Origin of the sequence: Sphingopyxis sp. JAI108, assembly GCF_013410105.1 — a bacterium.
Taxonomy (GTDB): Bacteria; Pseudomonadota; Alphaproteobacteria; order Sphingomonadales; family Sphingomonadaceae; genus Sphingopyxis; species Sphingopyxis chilensis.
Genome location: NZ_JACCCJ010000001.1, coordinates 1277626 through 1302174, shown reverse-complemented (window position 1 = coordinate 1302174; position 24549 = coordinate 1277626). Strand labels below are relative to the sequence as shown.

Sequence of the window (24549 nt, the reverse complement as noted above, 5' to 3'; positions counted from 1 at the left end):
GCCAGGACTTGTCATGCTCGACGTGCTTGCCAACCGCACCTACCGCCACCTCTTCCTCGCGCAGATCATCGCGCTCGTCGGCACCGGGCTCGCAACCGTCGCGCTCGGGCTGCTCGCCTTCGAGATCGCGGGCGCGAACGCAGGCGCGGTGCTGGGAACGGCAATGGCAATCAAGATGGTCGCCTATATCGGCGTCGCACCGGTCGTCGGCGCCTATGCGAACCGTCTGCCGCGCAAGACCTTTCTCGTCGCGATGGATGTCGTACGCGGCCTCGTTGCGCTGACCCTCCCGTTCGTGGACCAAGTCTGGCAGATTTACCTGCTGATCTTCATTCTTCAATCGGCGTCGGCGGGGTTCACGCCGACCTTTCAGGCAACGATCCCCGACGTGCTCTCCGACGAGAAAGACTATACGCGCGCGCTGTCGCTCTCGCGCCTCGCCTATGACATGGAAAGCCTCGTCAGCCCGATCCTCGCCGCGGCTCTGCTCGGCATCATGAGTTTCCACTGGCTCTTCTCGGGCACCGCGATCGGCTTCGCCTGCTCGGCACTGCTTGTGCTGTCGGTGACCCTGCCGCGTACCACCGCGAAGGCGCAGCCCGGCGGAATTTACGACAAGACCACCCAAGGCACCCGTCAATATCTCAAAACGCCGCGCCTGCGCGGCCTGCTCGCGGTCACGCTCGCCGCCGCGGCCGCGAGCGCGAGCGCGAGCGCGATGGTCATCGTCAACACGCCGGTACTAGCAAGCCCGAGATAATGCGCCGCCTCCGCCGTCTTGAGCAGAGGCCGTCCGGAACGCGGCATATTCGCCCAGTTTGTTGAAAAGTTATTCGGTGTTCGGTACTGTTAGACGAAGATGACATTTCCACCTGAAGTGCGATACACTCCAAACCCACGAACCTCGTCATCCCAGATGAAATTCTTCTTGTTTGGAGTTGACGGACGCAGGGACCGAATGGCGTTCACTGTGACATGAATTCTCGGTTTGTTCTTCTTCACACTGGCATCCTGAGCAATCGTCAGGTAATCTCGATGCGGCAATCGATAGAGATTTTCGCCCCATGGAGGCAAAAGCCGGTCAAGAGATATGCCCCTGATTCACCAGAGAGATACAACGACAACCAACCGCAAGATCATCCATGTCGACATGGACGCCTTTTACGCCTCGGTCGAACAGCGCGACGATCCCGCGCTGCGCGGCCAGCCCGTCGCGGTCGGCGGCTCGTCGCGGCGCGGGGTGGTGGCCGCAGCCAGCTACGAAGCGCGCAAGTTCGGCGTTCGCTCGGCGATGCCCAGCGTCACGGCGAAGCGCCAGTGCCCCGCCCTCATCTTCGTGCCCCCGCGCTTCGAAGTGTATCGCGAGGTGTCGCAGCAGATTCGCGCGATCTTCCGCGACTATGCCGATGAGGTCGAGCCCTTGTCGCTCGACGAAGCCTATCTCGACGTCAGCGCCGACAAGGAAGGGCTGGGCAGCGCGACCGAGACCGCGCGGCTGATCCGCCGCCGCATCCGCGAGGAAACCGGCCTCACCGCCTCCGCCGGCGTTTCGTACAACAAGTTCATCGCCAAGCTGGCGTCGGACCAGAACAAGCCCGACGGCCTGACCGTCATCCCGCCCGGCCGCGGCGCGGCGTTCGTCCAGACGCTGTCGATCCGCCGCTTCCACGGCATCGGCCCGGTCACCGCGGCGAAGATGGAAGGGCTCGGCATTTTTTCGGGCGCCGATCTCGCGGCGAAGGACCCGTTCTGGCTTGCCGAGCATTTCGGCAACAGCGCCGAATGGCTCCATAACCTGGCGCGCGGCATTGATCACCGCTGCGTCAAGTCGAACCGGCCGCTGAAATCGCTGGGCGGCGAGCGCACCTTCTTCAACGATCTGGTCACCGATACCGAAATCCGCGAGGCGCTTGCGCATGTCTGCACCGTCGTGTGGGACCGCGCGGCAAAGAAAGGTGCGCGTGGCCGCACGGTGACGCTGAAGCTGCGTTACGCCGATTTCAAGACGATCACGCGCGCGAAGTCGGTGCCTTCGCCGATCCTCGACGGCAATTCGCTGCTCGCGGCGGGTGAAGCGATCCTTGCGCCGCTCCTGCCTACCGAAAAGGGTATCCGCCTGCTCGGCGTCACGCTGAGCAAGTTCGAAGGCGAAGAGGAAGAGGACGAAGCCCCCGCCCCCGCCGACCTGCTCAGCCTTATTTAGCGAGCGCGGGCGCGAAGCGCCGCATCGCGGCCTTCATCTTCGGCGACATCGCCTGGTAGGAGCAGCGGATCAGCGCCTCGTCGGAAACCTGGATCTCTTCACGAAAGGGCGCGCCGACGCGATAGAGCGCGCGGTCGGCGCCTGTCGCCTTGACCCGGAAATAGCCCGCACCGTCATAGCCGCCGAACTGCATCTGGGTAAAATCGTCCTCGACGGCGCGCGTCTGTGTGATCAGCTGCAACTCAGCCGCGGGCCCCAGATTGCCCGACGGTCCGTAATAATAGACCGAGCCCCAACGCGACCCGTCGAAGATATAGCCATAGCGCACCGTCGCGCATGTCTGGTCGTCGTTGGTCCAGAACCCGGCCGCGATCGGCAATTGGATCGCCGGCTGTGCCATCGCCGGCGCGCAGCTGGTAATCGCCGCCAGCGTCAAAATCCATCCGCGCATCGATACCCCCACCTTTGCCCAAGATGAGGTCATGGTGGCGGAATTGGCGGACGCGATCAACCGGCCGGAGCGAAAACCCGCTCCTTCGTCGCGGTGAAGCGGATCGCGGGATGGCGCTGGGTGACATAGCCGACCTCCCACGCATCCTTCGCCATGAACACCGGAGCGCCGTCGCGGTCGGTCGCCGCCGCGCCGCGATTGTCGGCCTGGAATGCCTTCAGCGCCGCGGCGTCGTCGCTGGCGATCCAGCGCGCGGTGTCCCACGGCGACTGCTCGAGCTTCGCCTCGACCTTATACTCGGCCTCAAGCCGGCTGATCAGCACGTCGAGCTGCAACTGGCCGACGACGCCAACGATCATGTTCGCCCCGATTTCGGGGTAGAAGACCTGGATGATCCCCTCCTCGGCCATGTCGTCGAGCGCTTTCCTCAGCTGCTTGGTCTTGGTCGGGTCGACAAGCGCGACGCGGCGGAGGATTTCGGGCGCGAAATTGGGCAAGCCGGTAATCATGATATCGCTGCGTTCCGACAGCGTATCGCCGACGCGCAGTGTGCCGTGGTTCGGAATACCGATGATGTCGCCGGGAAACGCCTCTTCGGCCATTTCGCGGTCCTGCGCGAGGAACAACATCGGGCGGCTGATCGCGATCGCCTTGCCCGTCCCGCCCTGCATCAGCCGCATCCCGCGCTCGAACTTGCCCGAGCACAGCCGCATGAAGGCGATGCGGTCGCGGTGCGCGGGGTTCATGTTCGCCTGCACCTTGAACACGAAGCCGGTGACGGCATCGTCGTCCGGCTGCACCGGCGCGGGCTCGGCGGGCTGCGGCTGCGGCCCCGGCGCGTGGTTCGCCAGTCCCGCAAGCAGGTCAATGACGCCGAACTCCTTGAGCGCCGAACCAAAGAAGACCGGCGTCAGGTCGCCGTTCCGGTATGCGGCTGGATCGAACGGCGCGTAGCAGGCCGACGCCAGCTCGGTTTCTTCCTTGAGCAAGGCAAAGGCATCGGAGCTGAGCTTCGCCGCAAGCCGCGGGTCATCGAGCCCCTCGACCGCGATCCGTTCGCCCTCATACATGCGCGACGCGTCGCCGCCGGGCACCATCAGCGCCGGATCGACGAGGTCGTAAATCCCCTCGAACTGCCCGCCCATGCCCGCGGGCCAGTTCATCGGGCACACGTCGAGCGCCAGCCGGTCGGCAACCTCGTCGAGCAGCTCGAACGGCGTCTGCCCTTCGCGGTCGACCTTGTTGATGAAGGTGATGATCGGCACCGAACGCAGCCGGCACACCTCGAACAGCTTCAGCGTCTGCGGCTCGATGCCCTTCGCGGCGTCGATCACCATCACCGCGCTGTCGACTGCCGTGAGGGTGCGGTAGGTATCCTCGCTGAAATCCTCGTGCCCCGGCGTGTCGAGCAGGTTGAAGATCAGCCCCGCATGCTCGAAGGTCATCACCGACGAGGTCACCGAAATCCCGCGCTGCTGCTCGATCTTCATCCAGTCGGAGCGCGCGCGCCGCGCGGCGCCGCGCGCCTTGACCTCGCCCGCGATATGGATCGCGCCGCCCGCGACGAGCAGCTTCTCGGTCAGCGTCGTCTTCCCCGCGTCGGGGTGCGAAATGATGGCGAAGGTACGGCGGTCGGGATGCTTGGACATGGCGCGGGCGCCTAGCAGGTGGCGGGGCAAGTGGAAAGGGGCTGGCGTCCGCGCCCCGGTCGCCGCATGGTCGGCATATGCGCTCCCTGCTCCTCGCCGTCGCCCTGACCGCCTCGCCTGCCGGCGCGCAGGATTCACCTTTCGTCGGCGAATATAGCCTTTCCGAAGGGCCCGATGTCGGCGGCGGCCTGCTGATCCGCAGCGATGGCCGTTTCCAATATATGCTCGCCGCGGGCGCGCTCGACGAACGCGCCGAGGGCCGGTGGGAAGCTTGCGACGAACGCATCTGTCTCACCACCGATCCCAGGCCCGTGCTGCCCGTGATGGAAAAGGGCCCGCTGATCGAGGTCGACGGCGCCGTCCCGACGCTGCTCGTCACCTGGCCGAATGGCGAAGCGATCCCCGGCGTCGATTTCACGATCGGTTTCGATAGCGGCGATGCGGCCGAGAATTATACCCAATATGATGGCTGGACGATGCCCGAAGGCGACGCGCGCATCCCCCGCTGGATCGAGCTGCGCGAACCGATCTACGGCATCACCGTGCCGCGCTACGAGCTGACCGACGCCGACGGCGGCAAGCTGCGCGTCGTCATCGTGCCCAACGACATCGGCGTGGTCGATTTCAACGGCGCGTGCGCGGAACGAACCGAACGCGGGCTGACGCTTCACCGCGCCGGCGGCGACATGCGGTTCGTGCGGTTGGACGCGGAATAATATCGACTGCCGGCCCAAAAGCGGCCGTTGCAGCGGGTCAGGCGAGCGCCTCGATCGCTTCGGCCAATTTGGCGTCGCGTTCCGACAAGCCGTCGGCATCGTGCGTCGTCAGCAGGATATCGACGCGATTATAGACGTTCGACCATTCGGGATGATGGTCCATCTTTTCGGCGACGATCGCGACGCTCGCCATGAAGCCGAAGGCCTGTGCGAAATCGGCGAATTTGAACTGGCGCGTGATCGCGTCGCGCGACGGTTCGTGCATCCATTCGGGAAAGCGGGCGAGGAGCGCGCTGCGCTCGGTTTCGTCGAGTTTCCGGACCATCTTGTTTCTCCCGCTGGTCAATGTCGTGCGCTCGCCATAAGGAAGAGCGCGATGAGCGACAAGACCAGCCTGCCCCCCGACCTGCCCGCCGGATGGACCGGCACCGCCCCCGACGCCGATGCGCTGTTCGCGATGGCCGAGGCGGCGTTCGAAACCATGCCCGATGTGTTCAAGCCGCATATCAAGGGCGTAGTGATTGCGATCGAGGAATTCGCCGACGACGAGATACTCGCCGCGCTCGAAATCGAGCATCCCCACGACCTCACCGGCCTCTATGAAGGCCGCCCGCTGACCGAGCGCAGCGTCGGCGAAAGCGGCGGCATGCCCGACCGGGTGACGCTCTATCGCATTCCCATACTCGTCGAATGGATCGAAACCGGCGAAAAGCTCGAATGGCTGGTCCGTCATGTGTTGATCCACGAGATCGGCCATCATTTCGGTTTTTCCGACGACGACATGCACGCGCTCGAGGATATGGCGTGAGCGTTCCTCCGCGCGCGGCGAGCGTGGGTGAATTGCTGCGGCTGGACAATGTGGCGTGCATCCGCGGCGACCGGTTGCTGTTCGAGCGACTGTCGCTGACGCTCGGCCGCGGCGATGCGCTGTGGCTGCGCGGGCCCAACGGCGCGGGCAAGTCGAGTTTGATCCGCCTTGCCGCCGGATTGCTCCGCCCGGCAGCCGGAACAGTCGAGCGCCGCGAGCGCGTCGCGCTGATCGACGAAGCCAGCGCACTCGACGCCGAGCTGCCGTTGCGGCGCGCTCTCGATTTCTGGGCGCGGGTCGACACGGTCGATGGCCATGCGGTCGACCGCGCGATGGCCGATATGGCACTCGCCCCGCTCGCCGAGGTGCCGGTCGCGATGCTCTCGACCGGCCAGCGCAAGCGCGCGGCGATGGTGAGGGTGCTCGCGAGCGGCGCGGCGATCTGGCTGCTCGACGAACCCGCGAACGGCATGGACGAGGCAGCACAGGCGCGGCTGGTCGCAGCGGTTGCCAGGCACCGCGCGAACGGCGGAGCGGTAATGCTGGCGTCACACTTCGCGCTCGGGATCCCGGACTTGGCGGAGCTGGATATGGGGGCGCTCGCCTGATGCTCCTCCACTCCGTCATTGCGAGCGAAGCGAAGCAATCCAGGGCGGTTTACGTGACGCTGGATTGCTTCGCTTCGCTCGCAATGACGAGAAAGGGCGGTATCGCGTGACGGCTCTCATCGCCCTCTTCTGGCGCGACCTGCGGCGCGCGTGGGGCAGCGGGGCGCTGTGGCTACCGGTGCTCTTCTTCCTGCTCGTCGCGACGGCATTTCCTTTCGCGGTTGGTCCCGATGCGCCGCTGCTGCGCCGCGCGGGCGGCGGGATGGTCTGGGTCGCGGCGCTGCTCGCGGCCTTGCTGCCCATCGACCGGTTGGTGAAGCCCGACAAGGATGCAGGCGTGCTCGATCAACTCGCGGTGCGCGGCTTTGCCGATGAGGTCATCGCTGCAGTGAAGATTGGCGCGCATGCCATTGGTTTCGGGCTGCCTTTGTTGATCGCCCTCCTCCCCGCAGCGGCGCTGCTCGCACAGGATGCGGCGCGCGCTGAACTGCTCGCGACGGGCATCGCCATGGCCGTTCCGGCGCTCGCCTCGCTTGCGGTGCTGAGCGCCGCGCTGACCGCGAACCACAAGGGCGGCAGTGCGATCGGGGGGCTGCTGATCCTGCCGCTCGCGGTGCCGCTGCTGATCTTCGGGGCGGGAATGCTAGATCCGTCGGGGCGCGGCGCGATGAAATTGCTCGCGGCGACAAGCTTGCTGCTGACGGTAATCGGGCCGTTTGCTGCCGGCGCGGCGCTAAGGGGGCTGCGCGAATGACGCGCCAGTCGCTCGCGCATATTGCACTCGTCGTGCGCGACTATGACGAGGCGATCGGCTTTTATGTCGGCACGCTCGGCTTCACGCTCGTCGTCGACGAATATCAGCCGGCGCAGGACAAGCGCTGGGTGCTGGTGGCGCCGCCGGGCAATCCGCCGGGCGGCGCGACAATCCTGCTCGCGCGCGCCGCCAACGAGGAACAGGCGAAATTCATCGGCAACCAGTCGGGCGGGCGCGTCTTTCTGTTCCTGCAGACCGACGATTTCGCCCGCGACTATCAGCGTCTGCTCGACCGGGGCGTGCGGATCGAACGCGAGCCGATGGAGGCCGATTATGGCACGGTGGCGGTGTTCCTCGACGTTTACGGCAACAAGTGGGACCTGATCGAGTTTCGGCGGGCGGGGTGACGGCTAACGACCGGTTGTGGACGTTCGCTCTGCACCTCATAAGGCTAAGTCGGCAGCATAGGGGAAAAGAGTAATGCAGCGGAAGCTTGCCGCCCAGCTCGCAATTCAGAGCGGATTAGAGGTGGTCTCGTTCGAGCATTTCGACTGCCTCGTCTTCGAGCGCGGCGAAACGTTGAAGATGTTTTCTCCCCGGTCGAGCAGAATGTTCGGAGCAAGCACGCAGAAACGCAGAGTCGAAGGTGACCTGATTGTGGTTTTCGAGGAAGATCTCGAGCGTCTGCGTCCGCCATCAAAGCGGTTCAAATTTGGCGGCCTTGTGACCTTCATGCCAACGGCGAACTTTCCGTCGACCATCACCGGATCGGAGATCATCGAGGGCGGGGTCGACAGGAACTTTTTTGGGAAGATACGTGACCTTCTGAATGCACTTCCCGATAGTAAGTCAGAATGGATTTCTAAATTCGGAGAAGATTTTTTCTCCCGCACCCCGACCGACCGCTGCATTGACACGGTTAGATATCTGAGATCCCGTGAATGATTTCAGATGCCCCCTTCCCACCCCAAACCCGCCCATAAGAAAAGGGCCGGAGTTTCCTCCGGCCCTTCTCTAAATCATGCGCGTGCCTGAAATCAGGCGCCGGCGACCTCGGCCGTGTCGACCTTTACGCCCGGGCCCATCGACGACGACAGCGCGACCTTGCGGACATACTTGCCCTTGGCACCCGACGGCTTGGCCTTGACGATCGCGTCGACGAAGGCGTCGAAGTTCTGGCGGAGCTTTTCCTCGCCGAACGACAGCTTGCCGAGGCCAGCGTGGATGATGCCGACCTTTTCGACGCGGAATTCGATCTGACCGCCCTTGGCGGCCTTCACGGCTTCGGCGACGTTCGGGGTCACGGTACCCAGCTTCGGGTTCGGCATCAGGCCTTTCGGACCCAGCGTCTTGCCGAGGCGGCCGACGATGCCCATCATGTCCGGCGTCGCAATGACGCGGCCATAGTCGAGGTTGCCCGCGAGCATGTCTTCCATCAGGTCTTCGGCACCGACCTTGTCGGCTCCGGCGGCCAGCGCCTTGTCGGCATTATCGCCGCGCGCGAACACGGCAACCTTGACGTCCTTGCCGGTACCGGCGGGGAGCGTGACGACGCCGCGGACCATCTGGTCGGCGTGACGCGGATCGACGCCCAGGTTCATCGCGATTTCGAGCGTTTCGTCGAACTTGGCGGTCGCCAGTTCGCGAACCAGCTTGATCGCTTCGTCGACGCCGTGGAGCTTCAGCGCGTCGACCTTGCCCTCGAGGGCCTTCTGCTTCTTGGTCAGCTTGGCCATGTTCAGCCCTCCGTCACTTCGAGGCCCATCGAGCGGGCGCTGCCTTCGATGATCTTCGTCGCCTGTTCAATGTCGTTGGCGTTGAGATCCTTCATCTTGATCTCGGCGATTTCGGCGAGCTTCGAGCGCGCGATCTTGCCACCGCTGATCTTGCCGGGCTCCTTCGAACCCGATTTCAGGTTCGCGGCCTTCTTGATCAGGTAGGTTGCCGGCGGCGTTTTCGTGACGAACGAAAAGCTCTTGTCGGCGAAGACGGTGATGATGGTCGGGGTTGGGGTGCCCTTTTCCATGGAATCGGTCGCGGCGTTGAACGCCTTGCAGAATTCCATGATGTTGACGCCGCGCTGACCGAGCGCCGGCCCGAGCGGCGGCGAGGGGTTGGCGGTGCCGGCGGGCACCTGCAGCTTGATGTAGCCGCTGATCTTCTTGGCCATGATGGCCTCCTTTCTTTCTGTCGGCCCGCCGCGTGGCGACGAGCCTCAAAATAAGCGGTCCAGCAGAGGGCATCACCCCTCCTCCCGCGCGGAATCGCAACCGTATCTGATGCGAAGCGGCGCCCATAAGGCCAAAGGCGCCGGAAAACAAGCCTTATTGGGGGCGGTAGCGGATCAGGCCTTCCTGCGCGACGGTGGCCATCAGCGTGCCATCGCGGCGATAGATCGAGCCGCGGCACAGCCCGCGGTCGCCGCCCGTCCACGGGCTGTCCATCACAAAGACGAACCAGTCGTCGACGCGCACCGGCCCATGGAGCCACATCGCATGATCGAGGCTGGTCGACACCATGCCCGGGGTCGAGAAGCTGACGCCGTGCGGCAACATTGCAGACGACAGGAGCCCCATGTCGGACGCGAAGGCGAGGAAACCCCGGTGGAGCAGCGGGTCATCGCCGATCGGCGATGCGACGCGGAACCACTGGTAATGCTGCGTCGCCTTGTCCGAAGCCGGGGGGCGGAAGCTGCGCACCTCGAACGGGCGGCTGCGCGCCATATGCGCGAGCTGACGGTCGGAAATATGGGGATCTGCCGCGATGAAATCGGTGAAGTCCCAGCATTCCTCGGGCGGCAGCAGGTCGGGCATGGGAACCTGGTGCGACAGTCCTTCGGCGGGTAGCTGAAACGACGCGGTCAGGTTGAAGATGACCTTGCCGTCCTGACGAACGACGACGCGGCGGTTCGAAAAGCTGCGGCCGTCGAAGTCACGGTGCAGGCGGAAATGCAGCGGCTTCGTCTCGTCGCCGCCGCGCAGGAAATAGGCGTGAAGCGAATGAACCTGCTTGTCAGGATCGACCGTGCGCGCCGCGGCGGTCATCGCCTGCGCGATGACCTGCCCGCCGAAAATCCGGTCGCGCGAGGTGGTCGGGCGCGCGGGAAAGGTGAATTCATCGTCGAGGCCCGGCACCGCGTCGAGGTCGAACAGCCGCGCCACGGCGCCAACGACCTTGTCGGCGGGCGTGCTCGCGTTGATTTCGCGCGCGAGATCGAGGCGCGCCTGCAGCTCTTCGGGCGTGAAGCTCATGCGCTGTTCCATCGGCTGGGGCGCACGGCGCCGTTACTTGAAGCGTTCGACCTGTTCGAAGTCGAGTTCGACCGGCGTCGCGCGACCGAAGATCGACACCGACACCTTGACGCGCGCCTTTTCGAAATCGAGTTCCTCGACCAGCCCGTTGAAGCTGGCGAAGGGACCGTCGAGCACCTTGACCTGGTCGCCGATTTCATAGTCGACGCGGATTTCGGTCTTCGGACGCGCCGCGGCCTCTTCCTTGCTGTTGAGGATGCGCGCGGCTTCGGCTTCGCTGATCGCCTGCGGCTTGCCCATCGAGCCGAGGAAGCCGGTGACCTTCGGCGTATTCTTGACGAGGTGATAGACGTCGTCGGTCATCGTCAGCTTGGCGAGAACATAGCCAGGGAAGAATTTACGCTCGGCCTGGACCTTCTTGCCGCGCTTCACCTCGGTGACGGTTTCGACCGGCACCTCGACCGCTTCGACGAAGTCGGTGAGGCCCATGCGTTCGGCTTCGGACAGCACCGAATCGCGAACCTTGTTCTCGAAACCCGAATAGGCGTGAATGATGTACCAGCGCGCCATGTATGCGTATCCTGTCCCTGTGATCGCGGGCGTTAGCGCGCGAGCGACGTCAGCCAGCTGACGATCGCGTTGAAAACCGTGTCGACGCCGAGGAAGAAGAGCGAAAGGATCGTCGTCATGATCAGCACCATGATCGTCGTCTGCACCGTTTCGCGGCTCGTCGGCCAGACGATCTTGCGAGCTTCGGCGCGCACCTGATTGATGAACTCAGCCGGGCTGGTCTTGGCCATGTCGATCGTCCTGTCCTTGCAACGTCAATGATCCGGGCCAGATGGGTTGCCGCCGCCCATGCGTCAAGCACGCTTTGGGCAATAGTCCGCCCACCCTCCCCGAGCGTGTCGGCGAAAGGCGGGAAAGAACGGCGCATCTGTCCGAATGAAGCGGCCTTTACTTGGGCCGCGCGGCGATTGCAAGTTCGTGCTGCATCCAGATCAACAGGCCGACCATGACAATCCAGCTGGCGGTCGGTTGCAGCGCGAAGATCAGATGCAGTTCGCGCGCAGCCGCCTCGCCGTTTTGCGGATCGAAACCGACGATATCAAGCGCCGCATAGCTGACCGCGATCGCGGTAGCGACGCCGAATTTCGCCATCAGGTTCAAGAGCGCAAAGAGGAAGGCCGACCGGCTCCGCCCGCATCGCGCGCTGTCGCGCGGAATCAGGTCGGCAAGCATCGAATAGGTGAACAGCAGGCCGACGAAGCCGGTGCCGAGCATCAGCGAAAAGCCGACCGCCTGCCCCAGCCCGCGCGGCTGCTGTGCCAGTGTCGCGACGAGCAGACTGCCGATCAGCAGCCCCATCGCCATCATCATCGGCGGCTTGCCGAAGCGGCGCGCGAGGAAAGTCCAGACCGGCGACGCCAGCGCCCCGCCGATGAAGCTCGCAAAAAGCAGAACGGCGCTCTGCGCGTCGAGATCGAGCACGGCCGCAGCGAAGAAGACGAAGAGCGAAGTCAGCGACCCGAAAGCGAAGCTGTTGAGGAACTGCACCCCGAGCAGCAGCATCAGGGGCCGAAAGGACAGCGACGCGCGGATTTCGTGCCGCCAGCCGAAGCCGGATTCGGCCACCACCGCGCGCAACGGCACGCGGCGGATCGCGACGAGCGCTATCGGCACCAATAGAAGGAAGAGGCTGGCATAGGCCATGATCCGCCCCTGCAGACCAAGCCCCGGAATCAGCAGCTGCGCCGCGGCGGGCGCGGCGAAAGCCAGGATCAGCGCGATTTTCGCGAACCAGTCGCGCATGCCATAGAGGAGCGCGCTGTCGGCCGGCGTGCGGACGAGCGCCGATCCCCACGACAGCTGCGCGACCTCGTACAGACTGTAGCTCGAGTAAAACAGCACCATCATCAGGAAGAGCGCCGCGAACGGCAGTTGATTGCCCACGGTTACGAGCGCCAGCAGCAGTAGCGACAAGGGAAGCAGCGCCAGCAGCATCCAGCGCCGGTGCGCGCCCAGCCCGGTGCGGACGCGATCGACCATCGTCCCGATCAGCGGATCGACGGCACCGTCCCAGATCGTCGTCAGCGAAAAGAGAAGCCCGACCAGCGCAACCGAAATCGCCCCGCCCTCGGCGATATAAGGCGGCAGATAGACGCTGAATGGAAGGCCGAGCATGACCGTCGGCCCCGCGGTTGCAGCATAGGCGGCGACGGTGCGCGGCCGCAAGGCGGAGGTTTCGTCGGCCGGGGCGGCCGATGGCAGGGCGGTACTGGCCAAGTTGCGACACTCCCGAAACGGAAGGCGCAGGTTTTCAGTTACTGACAATCATGTCAACATCAACGCGTCGCGCAGACGCTTTACCGGATCTTGAAATGCGACAGGAACGGCTGGAGCCGCCAGTCGATCTGCTCGGGATCGAGCCATTCGACCTCTATCCCCATCAGCGTGTTCAGCATCGAATCGCCGATGACGATATCGAAAAACAGGCGCGCTGCGGCGTCCGGGCGATCAATCTCGGCCCTGCCCGTCGCCGCCCATTCGGCGAACAGTTCGATCAATTCCTCCAGCGCAGGCACATGAAGGTCGAGGTAGATCTGCATGGCAAATTCGTGGTCGCGCAAACTTTCCGATATCAACATGCGCATCAGGGCGACCGCGTGCGGCGATTCCATCAGCTCTTTCTGGCGATGCGCATAACGCTTCAGGACATCGACGCTCGACAGTCCCCGGGTCGCATCATCGTCGAGCGACCTGAGCATGGCTTCGTCGCACCAGCGGGTCGCGATCGCGCGGAGCAATCCCTGCTTGTTGCCGAACAGTTCATAAAGGGTCGCGAGCGAACCGCCCGAGCGTTTGACGATTTCGGCAAGGCTGGTGCGCTCGTAGCCCTGTTCGAGAAATAACGACTCGGCGGCGTCGAGAATAGCGCTTTGCCGCCGTTCGCGCGGCGATGACTTATCCATTTGACATAAAATCGTTTCCGACATGCTCAATTCCCGCTCCCCTTCCCTTGCTCTTTCCTGTAATTTAAATTACACGGCGCATCGGCGCAAGCTTTTGCGTATAAACAAATCCCGCACAACTGCGATTTTTCAGGGGTTCATATGAGTCGCGTCCGTCCTCTCAGCTGCGCCGCCGGCGCTGCGCTGGCCTTTCTGCTGGCTGCCTGCTCGTCCGAGGCGCCCCCCGCGCCACCCCCGCCAGAGGTCAATATAGTGACCGTCCGCGCGCAAGCCGTGCCGAACGTCATCGAACTGCCCGGTCGGGTTCAGGCGTATCGCACGTCCGAAGTCCGCGCGCGCGTCAACGGCATCGTCGAACGGCGACTGTTCGACGAGGGCAGCTATGTGCGCGCCGGAACCCCCCTGTTCCGCATCGATCCCCGCGAGTTGACCGCGACCGCCAATGCGGCGCGGGCGCAGCTCGCACGTGCGCAGGCCACCGCGGCCAACGCGCGCCAGGTCGTCGGACGCTATCAGCCGCTGCTCGCCGATCAGGCAATCGGCAAACAGGAATATGACGCCGCGGTTGCCGCGCAGCGGACGGCCGAAGCCGATGTGCAGGCGGCGCAGGCCAATCTGGAATCGGCGCGCCTCAATCTCGGCTATGCGTCGGTCACCGCGCCGATTTCGGGCCGCGCGCGCCGCGCCGAGGTTACCGAGGGCGCGCTGGTGAACGCCGGACAGGGGACGCTGCTCACCACCATCGAGCAGATCGATCGCGTCTATGTCAATTTCGGCCAGTCCAGCTCCGACCTTTTGGCGACACGTCGCGACATGGAATCGGGCAAGGTCAACGCACCGCAACTCGAACGCGTCGAAGTCCAGCTCATCCTCGAGGACGGCACCGCCTACCCGATCGTCGGACACCTCGATTTCTTCGACCTCTCGATCGACGAAGCGACGGGCACCGCGGCGCTGCGCGCCGAATTCCCGAACCCGAACTCGGCGCTGCTTCCCGGACAGTTCGTCCGGGCGCGCATCTTTGCCGGCAATCGCGCCGACGGCATGCTGATCCCGCAGCGTGCGGTGAAGCTGGCCGCCGACGCGGCGAGCGTGATGGTGCTCGATGCAAAGAATGTGGCGACACCGCGCCCCGTCAAGCTGGGCACCATGGTCGCGGGTCAGTGGTCGATCCTCGACGGGCTGAAACCGGGCGACCGGGTCATCGTGGACGGACTGCAAAAGGTCCAGCCGGGACAGCCGGTCCGCGTCGCTGCGCCCAAGGGAACGGCGTCGGCCCCCGCGGCGAAGCGCTGACCTGACATGACCCCCCGCTTCTTCATCGACCGGCCCATCTTCTCCTGGGTCATCGCCATCGGCATCCTCTTGTCGGGCATCATCGCGCTGCGCAGCCTGCCCGTGGAGCAATATCCCACGGTCGCGCCGCCGTCGCTGACGATCGGCGTCACCTATCCGGGCGCCGACGCGAGCACGCTCGAACAAAATGTCACGCAGGTCATCGAGCAGGAACTGAACGGGGTCGAGGGCTTCCTCTACATGGCCTCGACCAGCGAATCGAACGGCACCGCGTCGATCACCCTGACCTTCGAGGCCGGGACCGACATCGATAATGCGCAAATGGAGGTGCAGAACCGCCTGCGCCGCGTCGAACAGCGCCTGCCCGAAGATGTCCGGCGCCAGGGCATTTCGGTAACCGAAGCGAATTCGGGCTTCCTCTTGATCGTCGCGATCACGTCCAAGAGCGGCAACACCGACCCGATGGAGGTCAACAACTTCGCCAATACGCGCGTCCTCGACGAGCTGCGCCGCGTGAATGGCGTCGGCAATGTCCAGGCTTTCGCGCCCGAATATGCGATGCGTATCTGGCTCGATCCGCAAAAGCTGGCGTCCTACAACCTCTCCGCCGCCGAAGCCCTGGGCGCGGTGCAGGAGCAGAACAGCCAGACGCCGGGCGGCCAGCTCGGCGACCAGCCGATCGCCAAGGGCGCGCAGCTCAATGCCGTGATCACCACGCAGGGCCGCTTCACCAAGCCCGAACAGTTCGAGAGCATCATCCTGCGCGCCAACCCCGACGGGTCGGCGGTGACGCTGGGCGATGTCGGTCGCGTCGAGCTGGGCGCGGCGAGCTATCTCTTTTCGTCCGAACTCAACGGCAAGCCGATGGCGGGGCTCGCGGTCCAGCTGACCCCGGGCGCCAACGCGCTGTCGACCGCCGAGGGCATTCGCGCCCGGATGGACGAGCTGTCGAAGGGCTTCCCGTCCGACATCACCTGGTCGATCCCCTATGACACGACACCCTTCATCAGCCTGTCGATCGAGGAAGTGGTGGTAACGCTGGGCGAGGCGATGCTGCTCGTCTTCCTCGTCATGTTCCTGTTCCTCCAGAACTGGCGCGCGACGGTGATCCCGACGGTAGTGGTGCCGATCGCGCTTGCGGGCGCGTGCCTTGGCCTGTGGATGTTCGGTTTCTCGATCAACGTGCTGACGCTGTTCGGCATGGTACTCGCGATCGGCATCCTCGTCGACGATGCGATTGTCGTGATCGAGAATGTCGAGCGCATCATGAACGAGGAGCATCTGCCGCCCTATGAAGCGACGGTGAAGGCGATGGGCCAGATCACCTCGGCGATCATCGGCATCACTTTGGTGCTGATCGCGGTGTTCATCCCGATGGCCTTCTTCCCCGGATCGACCGGCGGCATCTATCGCCAATTCTCGATGACGCTTGCGATCTCGATCGCCTTTTCGGCGCTGCTCGCGCTGACGCTGACCCCGGCGCTCTGCGCGACGCTCCTGAAACCGCACGACAATACAGAGCGCAAGGGCCGGATCGGAGCCTTCGCCGACCGCTTCTTCGGCCGGTTCAATGACTGGTTCGGCCGCACGACCGATCGCTATCAGGGCGGCGTCGGCAAGATATTGTCGGCGCCTCTGCGCTGGCTCGGCGTCTTCGTCCTGATGGTCGCGGTGACCGGGCTGCTGTTCTTCCGCCTGCCGGGATCCTTCCTGCCGCAGGAGGACCAGGGCTATCTGATCACCGTCATCCAGGCACCGCCGGGCGCGACGACGCAACGCACCAACGAGGCGACCAAGCAGGTTAAGGCCTTCTTCGCCGAACAGCCGCAGGTGGCCAATGTGGTATCGGTCAACGGCTTCAGCTTCTTTGGCCAGGGCCAGGCGAACGCGATCATGTTCACGCCGCTCAAGCCCTGGGACGAACGCACGGGCGAAGGCGACAGCGCCGACGCGATCGCGGGCAAGGCGATGGGGACGTTCATGGGGATCAAGGAGGCGTTTGCCTTTTCGCTGAGCCCGCCGTCGATCCCCGAGCTCGGCACGTCGAGCGGCTTCACCTTCAAGCTGCAGGACCGCGGCGGCAACGGGCGCGATGCGCTGGTCGCCGCGCGCAACCAGATGCTCGGCGGCGCAATGCAGAGCAAGCTGCTCGCCAACGTCCGTCCCGAGGGTCAGGAGGACGCTCCGGTGCTGAAGGTCGATATCGACCGCATCCAGGCGCGGGCGCTCGGCCTGTCGATCGGCGACGTCAACGCGACGCTCGCGATCAGCTTCGGCAGCGCCTATGCCAACGACTTCACCCGCGAAGGCCGCGTGCTGCGTGTGCTGTTGCAGGCCGATGCCGCGAACCGGATGACGCCGCAGGACGTGCTCGACCTGCGCGTCCGCAGTGCGAACGGCGGCATGGTGCCCTTCGGATCGTTCAGCAAGGCTGAATGGTCAGCGGAAGCCCCGCAGCTCCAGCGGTATAACGGCTATCCCGCGATGACTATCTCGGGCGAGCCCGCGCCGGGTCAGTCGACCGGCGAGGCGATGGCCGAGATGGAGCGGCTTGCGTCGCAGCTTCCCGCGGGCTTCGCGTTCGAATGGACGGGCATTTCTTATGAGGAGAAGCAGTCGGCGGGCCAGATCGGCATGCTCCTCGGCCTGTCGCTCGTCGTCGTCTTCCTGCTGCTCGCGGCGCTCTATGAAAGCTGGTCGGTTCCGGTCGCTGTGCTGCTCGTCGTGCCGCTGGGCGTGCTCGGCGCGGTGCTCTTTTCGATGTTCCGCGGTTTGTCGGCGGACATCTATTTCAACGTCGGCCTGATCACGATCATCGGGCTCGCCGCGAAGAATGCGATCCTGATCGTCGAATTCGCGATCGAGCAGGAAGCCGAAGGCAAGTCGACGCTCGATGCGGTAATGGAAGCGGTGAAGCTGCGCCTGCGTCCGATCATCATGACCAGCCTTGCCTTCATCCTCGGCATGGTGCCACTGGTGATCGCGAGCGGCGCGGGCGCCGCGAGCCGCATCGCGGTTGGATCGGGTGTCATGGGCGGGATGATCGCAGCCACTTTGCTGGGCATCTTTTTCATCCCGCTCTTCTACCTTTCGGTGCGCAAATGGCTCAGCCGCAAACGCCCCCCTGCCCCCGCCGAGAAAGGCCATCATGAGGAACCCGGCCATGCGTAACCTGATCGCGCTCGCCGCGGCGACGGCGCTTGCCGGATGCGTCAACATGGCTCCGCAGCACGAGCGCCCGCCGCTGTCGACCGCCGCCGACTATCCGGCCGAATTCGCGGGCGACGTGACGCTGGGACAGCGCGCGACCGAGGTCGCGTGGCGCGACTTCTTCGCCGACCCGCAGCTCGAGGTGCTGATCGAACAGGCGATCGGGCGCAACCGCGACCTTGCCGTCGCGGTCGCGCAGATCGAGGAAGCGCGTGGCCTCTATCGCATTCAGGACGCCGATCGCCTGCCGACGGTGGGCGCGAGCGCCGACGCGACGCGGTCGCGCAGCCAGCTGGTTCCGGGCACGGGCGCTGCGACGATCAACCGCTATTCGGTCGGCGTCGGCGTGACCTCGTTCGAGCTCGACTTCTGGGGCCGGGTCAAGAATCTGTCCGAAGCCGCGCGCAGCCAGTATCTCGCGACAGAGCAGGCCGAGCGCGCCTTCCGCCTCGCGCTCGTCCGCGACGTTGCCTCGACCTATTTCTCCGCACGCGGCGCCGAGGAGCAGATCGAGCTTGCCGAGGCGACGGTGACAAGCCGCAAGGAAGGGCTGCGGATCGCCAAACGCCGCCTTGACGCCGGGGTGACCTCCGCGCTCGACTATCGCCAGTCGGAAACGTTGCTGACGCAGGCCGAGACGCAGCTTGCGAGCCTGAAGCTCGGCAAGGCACAGGCCGATAATTTCCTCGCCGTGCTCACCGGTGGCCCGGTAGCCGGCCCCCTGCCCGCGCCGCTGCCGCTCGTCGCGCAGGCGCAGTCACCGACGCTGACCGCAGGCCTGCCGTCGGACCTGCTCGTCGCGCGCCCCGACGTGGTCGCGGCCGAAGAACAACTGCGCGCCGCTCGCGCCAATGTCGGCGCCGCGCGCGCCGCCTTCTTCCCCTCGATCTCGCTGACGGGCAATCTCGGCTTTTCGTCGCTGTCGCTCGACAATCTTTTCAGCGACGACAGCATGACGTGGAGCTTCGGCCCGTCGATCAGCCTGCCGATCTTCGACTTCGGGCGCAACAAGGGCAATCTGACCGTCGCCGAAGCGCGCGAGAATATCGCGGTCGCCACCTATGAGCGCACGGTGCAAGGCGCCTTTCGCGAAGTCGCCGACGCGCTCGCCGGGCGCCGCTACCTCGCCGAACAGGTCGATGCGCAGGAGCGCGGCACGCTTGCGACGCGGCAGATCGCCGATCTGGCGCGCAAAAGATATCGCGAAGGCGTTTCGACATATCTCGAAGTGCTCGACGCCGAGCGCAATCTGTTCGCGTCCGAACAGACACTGATCGAACTGCGCCGCGCGCAGGTCGACAATCTGGTCACGCTCTACGTCGCGCTCGGCGGCGGGCTGGTCGAGAGCCGGTAAGGCCAACATCGTGACCGCCGAAACCCCGGCCCTGCTCAAGGATATTCTGGGGCTCCGGGCGCTGGAGACGATCGCTGACGCGGGTTCCGGGGTCTCTCCGCGCTTCGACCGTGAGGCGTTTCTGGGCGCGGCGTCCGATGGGCTCGACGCGCTGTCGATCAGGGAACGCGTGCGCCATATCGCCGACGCGCTCCATCCCGCATTGCCCGGCGACCATGCGGCGCGTCTCGATGTCCTTCGGGCGATGGCACCGCGATTGACCCACGGGTTTCAGGCGATCGCGATCATCGAATATGTGGCGCGCCACGGTCTTGCCGATTTCGATGCGTCGATGGATGCGCTCGCGGACCTGACGCGCTTCGGCTCCGCCGAATTCGCGATCCGCCCCTTTCTGGTGGCCGATAGTGCCCGCGCGCTGGCGACGATGACCCGCTGGACCGGCAGCGACGACGATCATGTGCGCCGGCTCGCGAGCGAGGGCGCGCGGCCGCGACTGCCGTGGGCAGCGCGCGTGCCGGCGCTCAAGGCCGATCCGACGCTGGCGGCGCCGATCCTCGAGGCGCTGAAGGCCGATCCCAGCGCCTATGTCCGCAAATCGGTCGCCAACCATTTGAACGACATCGCCAAGGACCGGCCCGACTGGTTGTTGGCGCGACTGAACGATTGGCCGCAGGGCGACGCGCGCACGGCGTGGATCGTTCGCCACGCGCTGCGCACGCTGATCAAGAAAGGCGACCCCGGCGCGCTCGCGCTGATCGGCGTCGGCCATGGCGCGGCGGTCAGCGTGCGCGATTTCGTCATCGTACCGGCAACGGTGCGCCTCGGCGACCGGATCGCGATCAGCGCCGAGATCCTGTCGGATTCGCCCGACGATCAGCGACTGGTCGTTGATTACCGCGTCCACTACGCCCGCGCGGGGGGCAAGACCGCGCCCAAAGTGTTCAAACTGAAAACATTCGCGCTTGCCGGACGCGATACCGCCACCCTCGCCATCGGCCAGACGATCCGCGATTTCAGTACGCGGCGCCATCATCCGGGGCGCCATGAAGTCGAGTTGATCGTCAACGGGCGGACGTTGGCGACCGCGGCATTCGACCTGTTGCCCGGCTGAGATGCCAGCCTAGGGAGGGGTCGGCGCCGCCGGCGGCGGTTCCGCCTCGACCGGTTCGGACGCCCGGTCCTGGATCGGCAGCCTGAGGTCGATGCGGCTGCCATTGATCTCGGTCGAAATCACCGCATCGCCGCCCTCGATCCCGACGCGCGTCCGGTCACCGACGGGAATGTCGCTGATGTCGGGAATGTCGAGCGGTTCGACCGGGCCCGCCGGGTCGGCGCGCCGGGGTCGCGGCGCCGCCTGCCGGCCCGATGCCTCGGTCATGAAATCACGCCAGATGCGCGCGGGCAGGCCGCCGCCCGATATGCCCCGAAGCGGCGTATTGTCGTCGTTGCCGATCCACACGCCGACGACGAGGTCGTTCGCATAACCGACAAACAGGGCGTCACGATTGTCCTGCGTCGTGCCGGTCTTGCCATAATTGGCTTGCGGCAGCCGCGCGGCGCGGCCGGTCCCGCGATTGACCGCGGCGCGCAGCATTTTCTCGATATCCTCATGCTCGCCAGCGCCGAAACGCGACGGTCCCCAGACCAGATTTTCGAACCATCCCTTTTCCTGTTCCTTGAATGCGTGGGGTTCGACCGGATAGCTGTTCGCCGCGACCGCGGCATAGGCGGCGGTGAGTTCGATCAAGGTCATGCTCGACGTGCCGAGCGCGAGGCTGGGGTCCCCCTTCGCCATCGGCGCGGTGACGCCAAGGTCGCGCGCCATCGCGATCACCTTCTCGTCGCCCACTTCGCCGAACAGACGCACCGCGGCGACATTGCTCGACGAGGCGAAGGCGTCTTCGAGGCTGATGTCCTTCGAATAGGCACCGCCCGAATTTTTGGGACGATAGGAGCCGGTTTCGATCGCGCTGTTGTCGATCCGGTCATCGGGTTCCCAGCCGGCCGCAAGCGCCGCGAGATAAACGAAAAGCTTGAAGGTCGAACCCGGCTGACGCCGCGCCTGCGTCGCGCGGTTGAAGGGCGAGGCGGCATAATCCTTGCCGCCGATCATCGCGACAACCTCTCCATTCGGGCGCATCGCGACAAGCGCGACCTGCGCCTTGCCGAGCCCCGCGCGCCCCGTCACGCGGCGCGCGATCGATTGCAGCCGCGCGTCAAGCGTTGTCGTGATTGTCTGGCGCGAATAGCCGACGTCGCTCAATTTGCGCGCCTCGGGCAGCGCCCAGTCGGCGAAATAGGTGCCGGTCGGCAACGTGTTGCGGGTGCGCACGTCGATCCGCGGGGTGCGGATCGCCCCGGCCTCGCGCTCGGTCATATAGCCGGTGTCGACCATCGCATTCAGGACCAGCTTCATGCGCTTTTCGGCGAGATCGGGGTTGCGCGTCGGCGCGAGGCGCGACGGCGCCTGCACCAGCCCTGCGAGCATCGCCGCCTGCGCGGGGGTCAGCTTTTCAGGATGCCGGTAGAAATAGTGGAGCGAGGCGGCACGCAGGCCATAAGTATTGTCGCCGAAATAGGCGTTCGACAGATAACGTTCGAGAATCTCGTCCTTGGTCAGCCAGGCTTCGAGCCAGAAAGCGATCAGCGCCTCGCGCGCCTTGCGGCCCAGCGTGCGCTTCGGCGTCAGAAAGGTGAATTTCGCGAGCTGCTGGGTGATCGTGCTGCCGCCCTGCGTCCGCCCGCCGGTGACGTTGCTCCATACCGCGCGCGCGATGCTGCGCGGGTCGATACCCCAATGGCTGTAAAAGCGCCGGTCCTCGATCGCGAGGAAGGCGCCGGTGACATGTTTGGGCAGCTTCTTCGCCTCGACCGGCGCGTCGACGATCGCGCCGGTGCGCGCGATCGGCGTGCCATCGGAGGCGAGCAGGGTGATCTGCGGCGGCGCGATCGGCTCGAGCGATTTCGACAGCGGCGCGGTGAGGGCGAGCCAGCCGACGAGCAGGAGGAAAAAGGCGAAGAACACAACGAAACCGCGCGCGATGCGGCGCACCCATTTGCCCCGCCGCGTTTCGGGAAGGGGCGGCGGCGGAGGCGGCACCATTTCGGCAAAGGGTGCGCCCGGCCCCACCGCAAGGGTGGGGTCGGGGCCATCGGGTTTACGAAACCAGGTCATGCTCGGGGCCGTATTACAGCCCCAATACAGCATAAGCAAATGGCTTGTCGTGCCGGCCGGTCAGTCGGCGGGATCGTCGCGATCCCGTTGCCGCGCGTCGCCCTCATCCTTCTTGATGAAGCTCATCTTGCCCTGCGGCTCCAGGATCGCCCAGGCGACGTCGGCGAGTCGCCCGATGCCGGCGAGCCGCATTTCGGAGAGGATTTCGTCGCGCGTCAGCCGGTCGCGGCGCAGGTTTTCGGTTACGATCCGGCCATCGCGCACGATCACCCGCGGCGTCCCTTCGAGCAGATTCTTCGCGCGCGGGACCAGATAGGCGGTCCAGCTGAGAACCAGCGCCCAGAAGGCAAAGGTGCAGATGGCGAGCGTTGCGCCGGTCAGGCTGAAATCATTGTGCGTCACGCCCTGCTGGATCAGGTCACCGAGCACGACGAGCACGACGAATTCGAACGGCGTCATCTGGCCAAGCTCGCGCTTGCCGAGCAGGCGGATCAGGAGGAACAAGACGAAGAACATCACCGTGGCGCGCAGGACGATATCCATCAGGGAAGCACCTTGATGCGCAGCGGTATCGCGCCGATCCGCCGCTCGCCATCGAACACCGCGATGTCCCCCTGCGTGCCGGCGAACAGCGGCGGGTTGATCTGACCGTCGATCTTGACGCGGAGGCGCTCTCCGGGCTCGAGCGGGCCGTAGGAGAAATGAAAGCGTCCATCCTCAAAGCTCTCCTCGACGGGGGCCGGGATCATCGTGTTGACGGTCATGTCGCGCCACAGCGTCGGCGTCACCGCGATCACGGCGTCACCCAGCGGGGCGTTGGCGGTCAGCGTCACGTCGGTTTCGAAAAACTCGCCGTTGCGGATGATGGCCGGCGTCTTCACGGTCAGGCGGGCCGCGCCGAAATCGGCGGTGCGCGGCGGGCTGGGCTGGCCGCCAGTGAAGCCGAGGACGGCCGCGAGCAGGAGCGCGCCGAGGACGAGGATCGAGATCGGGCTGGCGTGGCGGTCCCACAGGCGCAGGCGCTGCGGCGGGGATTCCAAACCTTCGGGCGCCTGCATCCGATCCTCCTGCCCGACCGCGGCCACGACCGGCCGAGAGCCCATATTGGACGCTTGGCGCGGCGGTTCGTTCCCCTGTTCGACAGTCGTTCGCGGCGCTTTCGATCTATGGGGCGCCTGCGAGCGTATCGCGCGCGACGCGTTGCAGCGCCGCGGCCTGCGCGTCCGAAAGGCCAAGCTCGTCGGCGCCCTTTTCCTTCGGGCCGAGCGTGGTCGGGTCGATACCGGTGACCGCACCGAACGTAACGAGCGCCGAGAGATAATAGCCCGCGACGCTCGCGTGATAATGGTCGTAGGCCCAGAGGTCGAGCTGGCCATAGCCGATCCCGTCATAGGGATTGGGGTCGGCGACCCCCGTCGTCATCGCGCGGTTCCACGCCTGCCCGACCGGCAGTACGCCCGCCACTGCGGAGTTGGCGGATCGCGCGCGATCGGCGGCGGCACGAAGGTCTTCGGCCATCGTCGACACCGGCTTGCCGTACCAATGGCCCTTGGGCTTGTAGGCCTGGTCGGCGCGCGACCAGGTCGCGGCGAGGCGGATATCGACTGCCGGATTGCGCGCTTTGAACAGCGCCGCAAGGCGGCCGACGTTGCGGATATATTCAGCGGGGTCGCCGGGCCGCTCGCGGTCGAGCGTGCTATATTCCTGTAGCACCACCACGTCCCACGCGCGGTCGAAACGCTGGCGCCGCTCGTCATAATGAAAGCCGAGCGACTTGCCGCCTTGCGTCTCGAGGCTGACCTCATAGTCGAGCCCCGCCTGCTCGGTGAACAGCTTGAACAGCGCGGGCACGCCGCCATAGCCCGCCTGGTTGAGGTCAGCGACCGACCCCGCGCGCCAGTTGCGCGCCGCCGAATGCGCGCCCTGGGTAAAGCTGTTGCCGATGAAGAGGATCGTTTTCGGCGCGGCCTTGGGCTCGGACGATATCGCCTGCCCGGCGGTTTCACCATGCGGGGCGGTGCTGGCGACCGCCTGGCCGGGCGCGCACCCTGCCAGCGTCAGCAGCACCGCTCCCGACATGGCCTTCAGGGGTCCAGTGGATA

Annotated in this window: 25 protein-coding genes and 1 pseudogene; 12 read left to right on the top strand and 14 right to left on the bottom strand. The window is 65.3% G+C overall.

Features of this window, described 5'->3' with window-relative positions; translation table 11 throughout:
* Positions 1–13 precede the first annotated feature (13 nt).
* Both HDC29_RS06170 and dinB read left to right on the top strand, forming a co-directional pair.
* Positions 14–757: pseudogene (locus tag HDC29_RS06170) on the top strand (MFS transporter); the annotation flags it as partial.
* Between the two features lie 333 nt (positions 758–1090).
* Positions 1091–2203 carry a DNA polymerase IV gene (gene dinB, locus HDC29_RS06165; RefSeq protein WP_179495410.1) on the top strand — a complete coding sequence of 371 codons (1113 nt, stop codon included), beginning with the start codon at positions 1091–1093 and terminating at the stop codon, positions 2201–2203.
* On the opposite strand, the gene HDC29_RS06160 is transcribed toward dinB, so the two are convergent.
* Both HDC29_RS06160 and HDC29_RS06155 read right to left on the bottom strand, forming a co-directional pair.
* Positions 2196–2654 carry a hypothetical protein gene (locus tag HDC29_RS06160; RefSeq protein ID WP_179495399.1) on the bottom strand — a complete coding sequence of 153 codons (459 nt, stop codon included), beginning with the start codon at positions 2652–2654 and terminating at the stop codon, positions 2196–2198. The two genes, dinB and HDC29_RS06160, sit on opposite strands and share 8 nt — an antisense overlap.
* Before the next feature lie 56 nt (positions 2655–2710).
* Positions 2711–4303, bottom strand: a complete 1593-nt coding sequence (locus HDC29_RS06155) for a peptide chain release factor 3 (RefSeq protein WP_179495397.1) — start codon at positions 4301–4303, stop codon at positions 2711–2713.
* 77 nt (positions 4304–4380) lie between these two features.
* Here HDC29_RS06155 and HDC29_RS06150 point away from each other — a divergent pair, with 77 nt between their 5' ends.
* Positions 4381–5019 carry a hypothetical protein gene (locus HDC29_RS06150; protein WP_179495396.1) on the top strand — a complete coding sequence of 213 codons (639 nt, stop codon included), beginning with the start codon at positions 4381–4383 and terminating at the stop codon, positions 5017–5019.
* A gap of 37 nt (positions 5020–5056) precedes the next feature.
* Here HDC29_RS06150 and HDC29_RS06145 read toward each other — a convergent pair whose 3' ends face one another.
* Positions 5057–5344 (bottom strand): 4a-hydroxytetrahydrobiopterin dehydratase, encoded by a 288-nt coding sequence (locus HDC29_RS06145; RefSeq protein WP_179495394.1) that lies wholly within the window; start codon positions 5342–5344, stop codon positions 5057–5059.
* A 51-nt stretch (positions 5345–5395) separates the two neighbouring features.
* Between HDC29_RS06145 and HDC29_RS06140 the strand changes: the two genes are divergently transcribed.
* From HDC29_RS06140 to HDC29_RS06120, 5 genes are all read left to right on the top strand, one after another.
* Entirely contained in the window at positions 5396–5827 is a 432-nt protein-coding gene (locus tag HDC29_RS06140) for a metallopeptidase family protein (RefSeq protein ID WP_179495391.1), read from the top strand.
* A 23-nt stretch (positions 5828–5850) separates the two neighbouring features.
* Positions 5851–6435 (top strand): heme ABC exporter ATP-binding protein CcmA, encoded by a 585-nt coding sequence (ccmA, locus tag HDC29_RS06135; RefSeq protein WP_326915251.1) that lies wholly within the window; start codon positions 5851–5853, stop codon positions 6433–6435.
* A gap of 106 nt (positions 6436–6541) precedes the next feature.
* Positions 6542–7189, top strand: a complete 648-nt coding sequence (locus HDC29_RS06130) for a heme exporter protein CcmB (RefSeq protein WP_179495387.1) — start codon at positions 6542–6544, stop codon at positions 7187–7189.
* Positions 7186–7596 carry a VOC family protein gene (locus tag HDC29_RS06125; protein ID WP_179495385.1) on the top strand — a complete coding sequence of 137 codons (411 nt, stop codon included), beginning with the start codon at positions 7186–7188 and terminating at the stop codon, positions 7594–7596. Before HDC29_RS06130 ends, HDC29_RS06125 begins: the two co-directional genes overlap by 4 nt.
* A gap of 73 nt (positions 7597–7669) precedes the next feature.
* Positions 7670–8134 (top strand): hypothetical protein, encoded by a 465-nt coding sequence (locus HDC29_RS06120; protein ID WP_179495383.1) that lies wholly within the window; start codon positions 7670–7672, stop codon positions 8132–8134.
* Between the two features lie 92 nt (positions 8135–8226).
* On the opposite strand, the gene rplA is transcribed toward HDC29_RS06120, so the two are convergent.
* The 7 genes from rplA to HDC29_RS06085 form a co-directional block, all read right to left on the bottom strand.
* Complete coding sequence (rplA, locus tag HDC29_RS06115; protein ID WP_179495381.1) at positions 8227–8925, bottom strand: 50S ribosomal protein L1; 699 nt, start codon at positions 8923–8925, stop codon at positions 8227–8229.
* A gap of 2 nt (positions 8926–8927) precedes the next feature.
* Positions 8928–9359 carry a 50S ribosomal protein L11 gene (rplK, locus tag HDC29_RS06110; protein ID WP_058808269.1) on the bottom strand — a complete coding sequence of 144 codons (432 nt, stop codon included), beginning with the start codon at positions 9357–9359 and terminating at the stop codon, positions 8928–8930.
* A 154-nt stretch (positions 9360–9513) separates the two neighbouring features.
* Complete coding sequence (locus HDC29_RS06105) at positions 9514–10440, bottom strand: acyl-CoA thioesterase II (protein ID WP_179495379.1); 927 nt, start codon at positions 10438–10440, stop codon at positions 9514–9516.
* Between the two features lie 33 nt (positions 10441–10473).
* Positions 10474–11010, bottom strand: coding sequence for a transcription termination/antitermination protein NusG (gene nusG / locus HDC29_RS06100; RefSeq protein ID WP_093508678.1), 537 nt, complete (start codon positions 11008–11010; stop codon positions 10474–10476).
* 32 nt (positions 11011–11042) lie between these two features.
* A complete protein-coding gene (secE, locus tag HDC29_RS06095; RefSeq protein ID WP_037554036.1) occupies positions 11043–11240 on the bottom strand; it encodes a preprotein translocase subunit SecE in 198 nt (65 codons plus the stop codon).
* 157 nt (positions 11241–11397) lie between these two features.
* On the bottom strand, positions 11398–12726 hold the full coding sequence (locus HDC29_RS06090; RefSeq protein ID WP_179495377.1) for an MFS transporter: 1329 nt from the start codon (positions 12724–12726) through the stop codon (positions 11398–11400).
* 80 nt (positions 12727–12806) lie between these two features.
* The gene (locus HDC29_RS06085) at positions 12807–13412 is read right to left on the bottom strand and encodes a TetR/AcrR family transcriptional regulator (RefSeq protein WP_179495376.1); all 606 of its coding nucleotides are present in this window, start codon (positions 13410–13412) and stop codon (positions 12807–12809) included.
* 252 nt (positions 13413–13664) lie between these two features.
* On the opposite strand from HDC29_RS06085, the gene HDC29_RS06080 reads away from it, so the two are divergent.
* Genes HDC29_RS06080 through HDC29_RS06065 form a run of 4 tightly spaced genes read left to right on the top strand, consistent with a single transcriptional unit; the run spans position 13665 to position 20383 of the window.
* Positions 13665–14708 carry an efflux RND transporter periplasmic adaptor subunit gene (locus HDC29_RS06080; protein ID WP_373562765.1) on the top strand — a complete coding sequence of 348 codons (1044 nt, stop codon included), beginning with the start codon at positions 13665–13667 and terminating at the stop codon, positions 14706–14708.
* Positions 14709–14714: 6 nt separating this feature from the next.
* On the top strand, positions 14715–17879 hold the full coding sequence (locus tag HDC29_RS06075) for an efflux RND transporter permease subunit (protein WP_179495374.1): 3165 nt from the start codon (positions 14715–14717) through the stop codon (positions 17877–17879).
* Positions 17872–19272, top strand: coding sequence for an efflux transporter outer membrane subunit (locus HDC29_RS06070; protein WP_179495373.1), 1401 nt, complete (start codon positions 17872–17874; stop codon positions 19270–19272). Before HDC29_RS06075 ends, HDC29_RS06070 begins: the two co-directional genes overlap by 8 nt.
* Before the next feature lie 10 nt (positions 19273–19282).
* Positions 19283–20383: a DNA alkylation repair protein gene (locus HDC29_RS06065; RefSeq protein WP_179495370.1), complete on the top strand. Its 1101-nt coding sequence runs from the start codon at positions 19283–19285 to the stop codon at positions 20381–20383.
* A 9-nt stretch (positions 20384–20392) separates the two neighbouring features.
* Here the strand turns inward: HDC29_RS06065 and HDC29_RS06060 are convergent, their stop codons facing one another.
* The 4 genes from HDC29_RS06060 to HDC29_RS06045 form a co-directional block, all read right to left on the bottom strand.
* Positions 20393–22447 (bottom strand): transglycosylase domain-containing protein, encoded by a 2055-nt coding sequence (locus tag HDC29_RS06060; protein WP_257018075.1) that lies wholly within the window; start codon positions 22445–22447, stop codon positions 20393–20395.
* Between the two features lie 60 nt (positions 22448–22507).
* Complete coding sequence (locus HDC29_RS06055; RefSeq protein ID WP_179495360.1) at positions 22508–22990, bottom strand: DUF421 domain-containing protein; 483 nt, start codon at positions 22988–22990, stop codon at positions 22508–22510.
* Positions 22990–23550, bottom strand: a complete 561-nt coding sequence (locus tag HDC29_RS06050; protein WP_179495358.1) for a hypothetical protein — start codon at positions 23548–23550, stop codon at positions 22990–22992. Before HDC29_RS06050 ends, HDC29_RS06055 begins: the two co-directional genes overlap by 1 nt.
* A 61-nt stretch (positions 23551–23611) precedes the next feature.
* Complete coding sequence (locus HDC29_RS06045) at positions 23612–24526, bottom strand: DUF4886 domain-containing protein (RefSeq protein WP_257018073.1); 915 nt, start codon at positions 24524–24526, stop codon at positions 23612–23614.
* Positions 24527–24549: the final 23 nt, after the last annotated feature.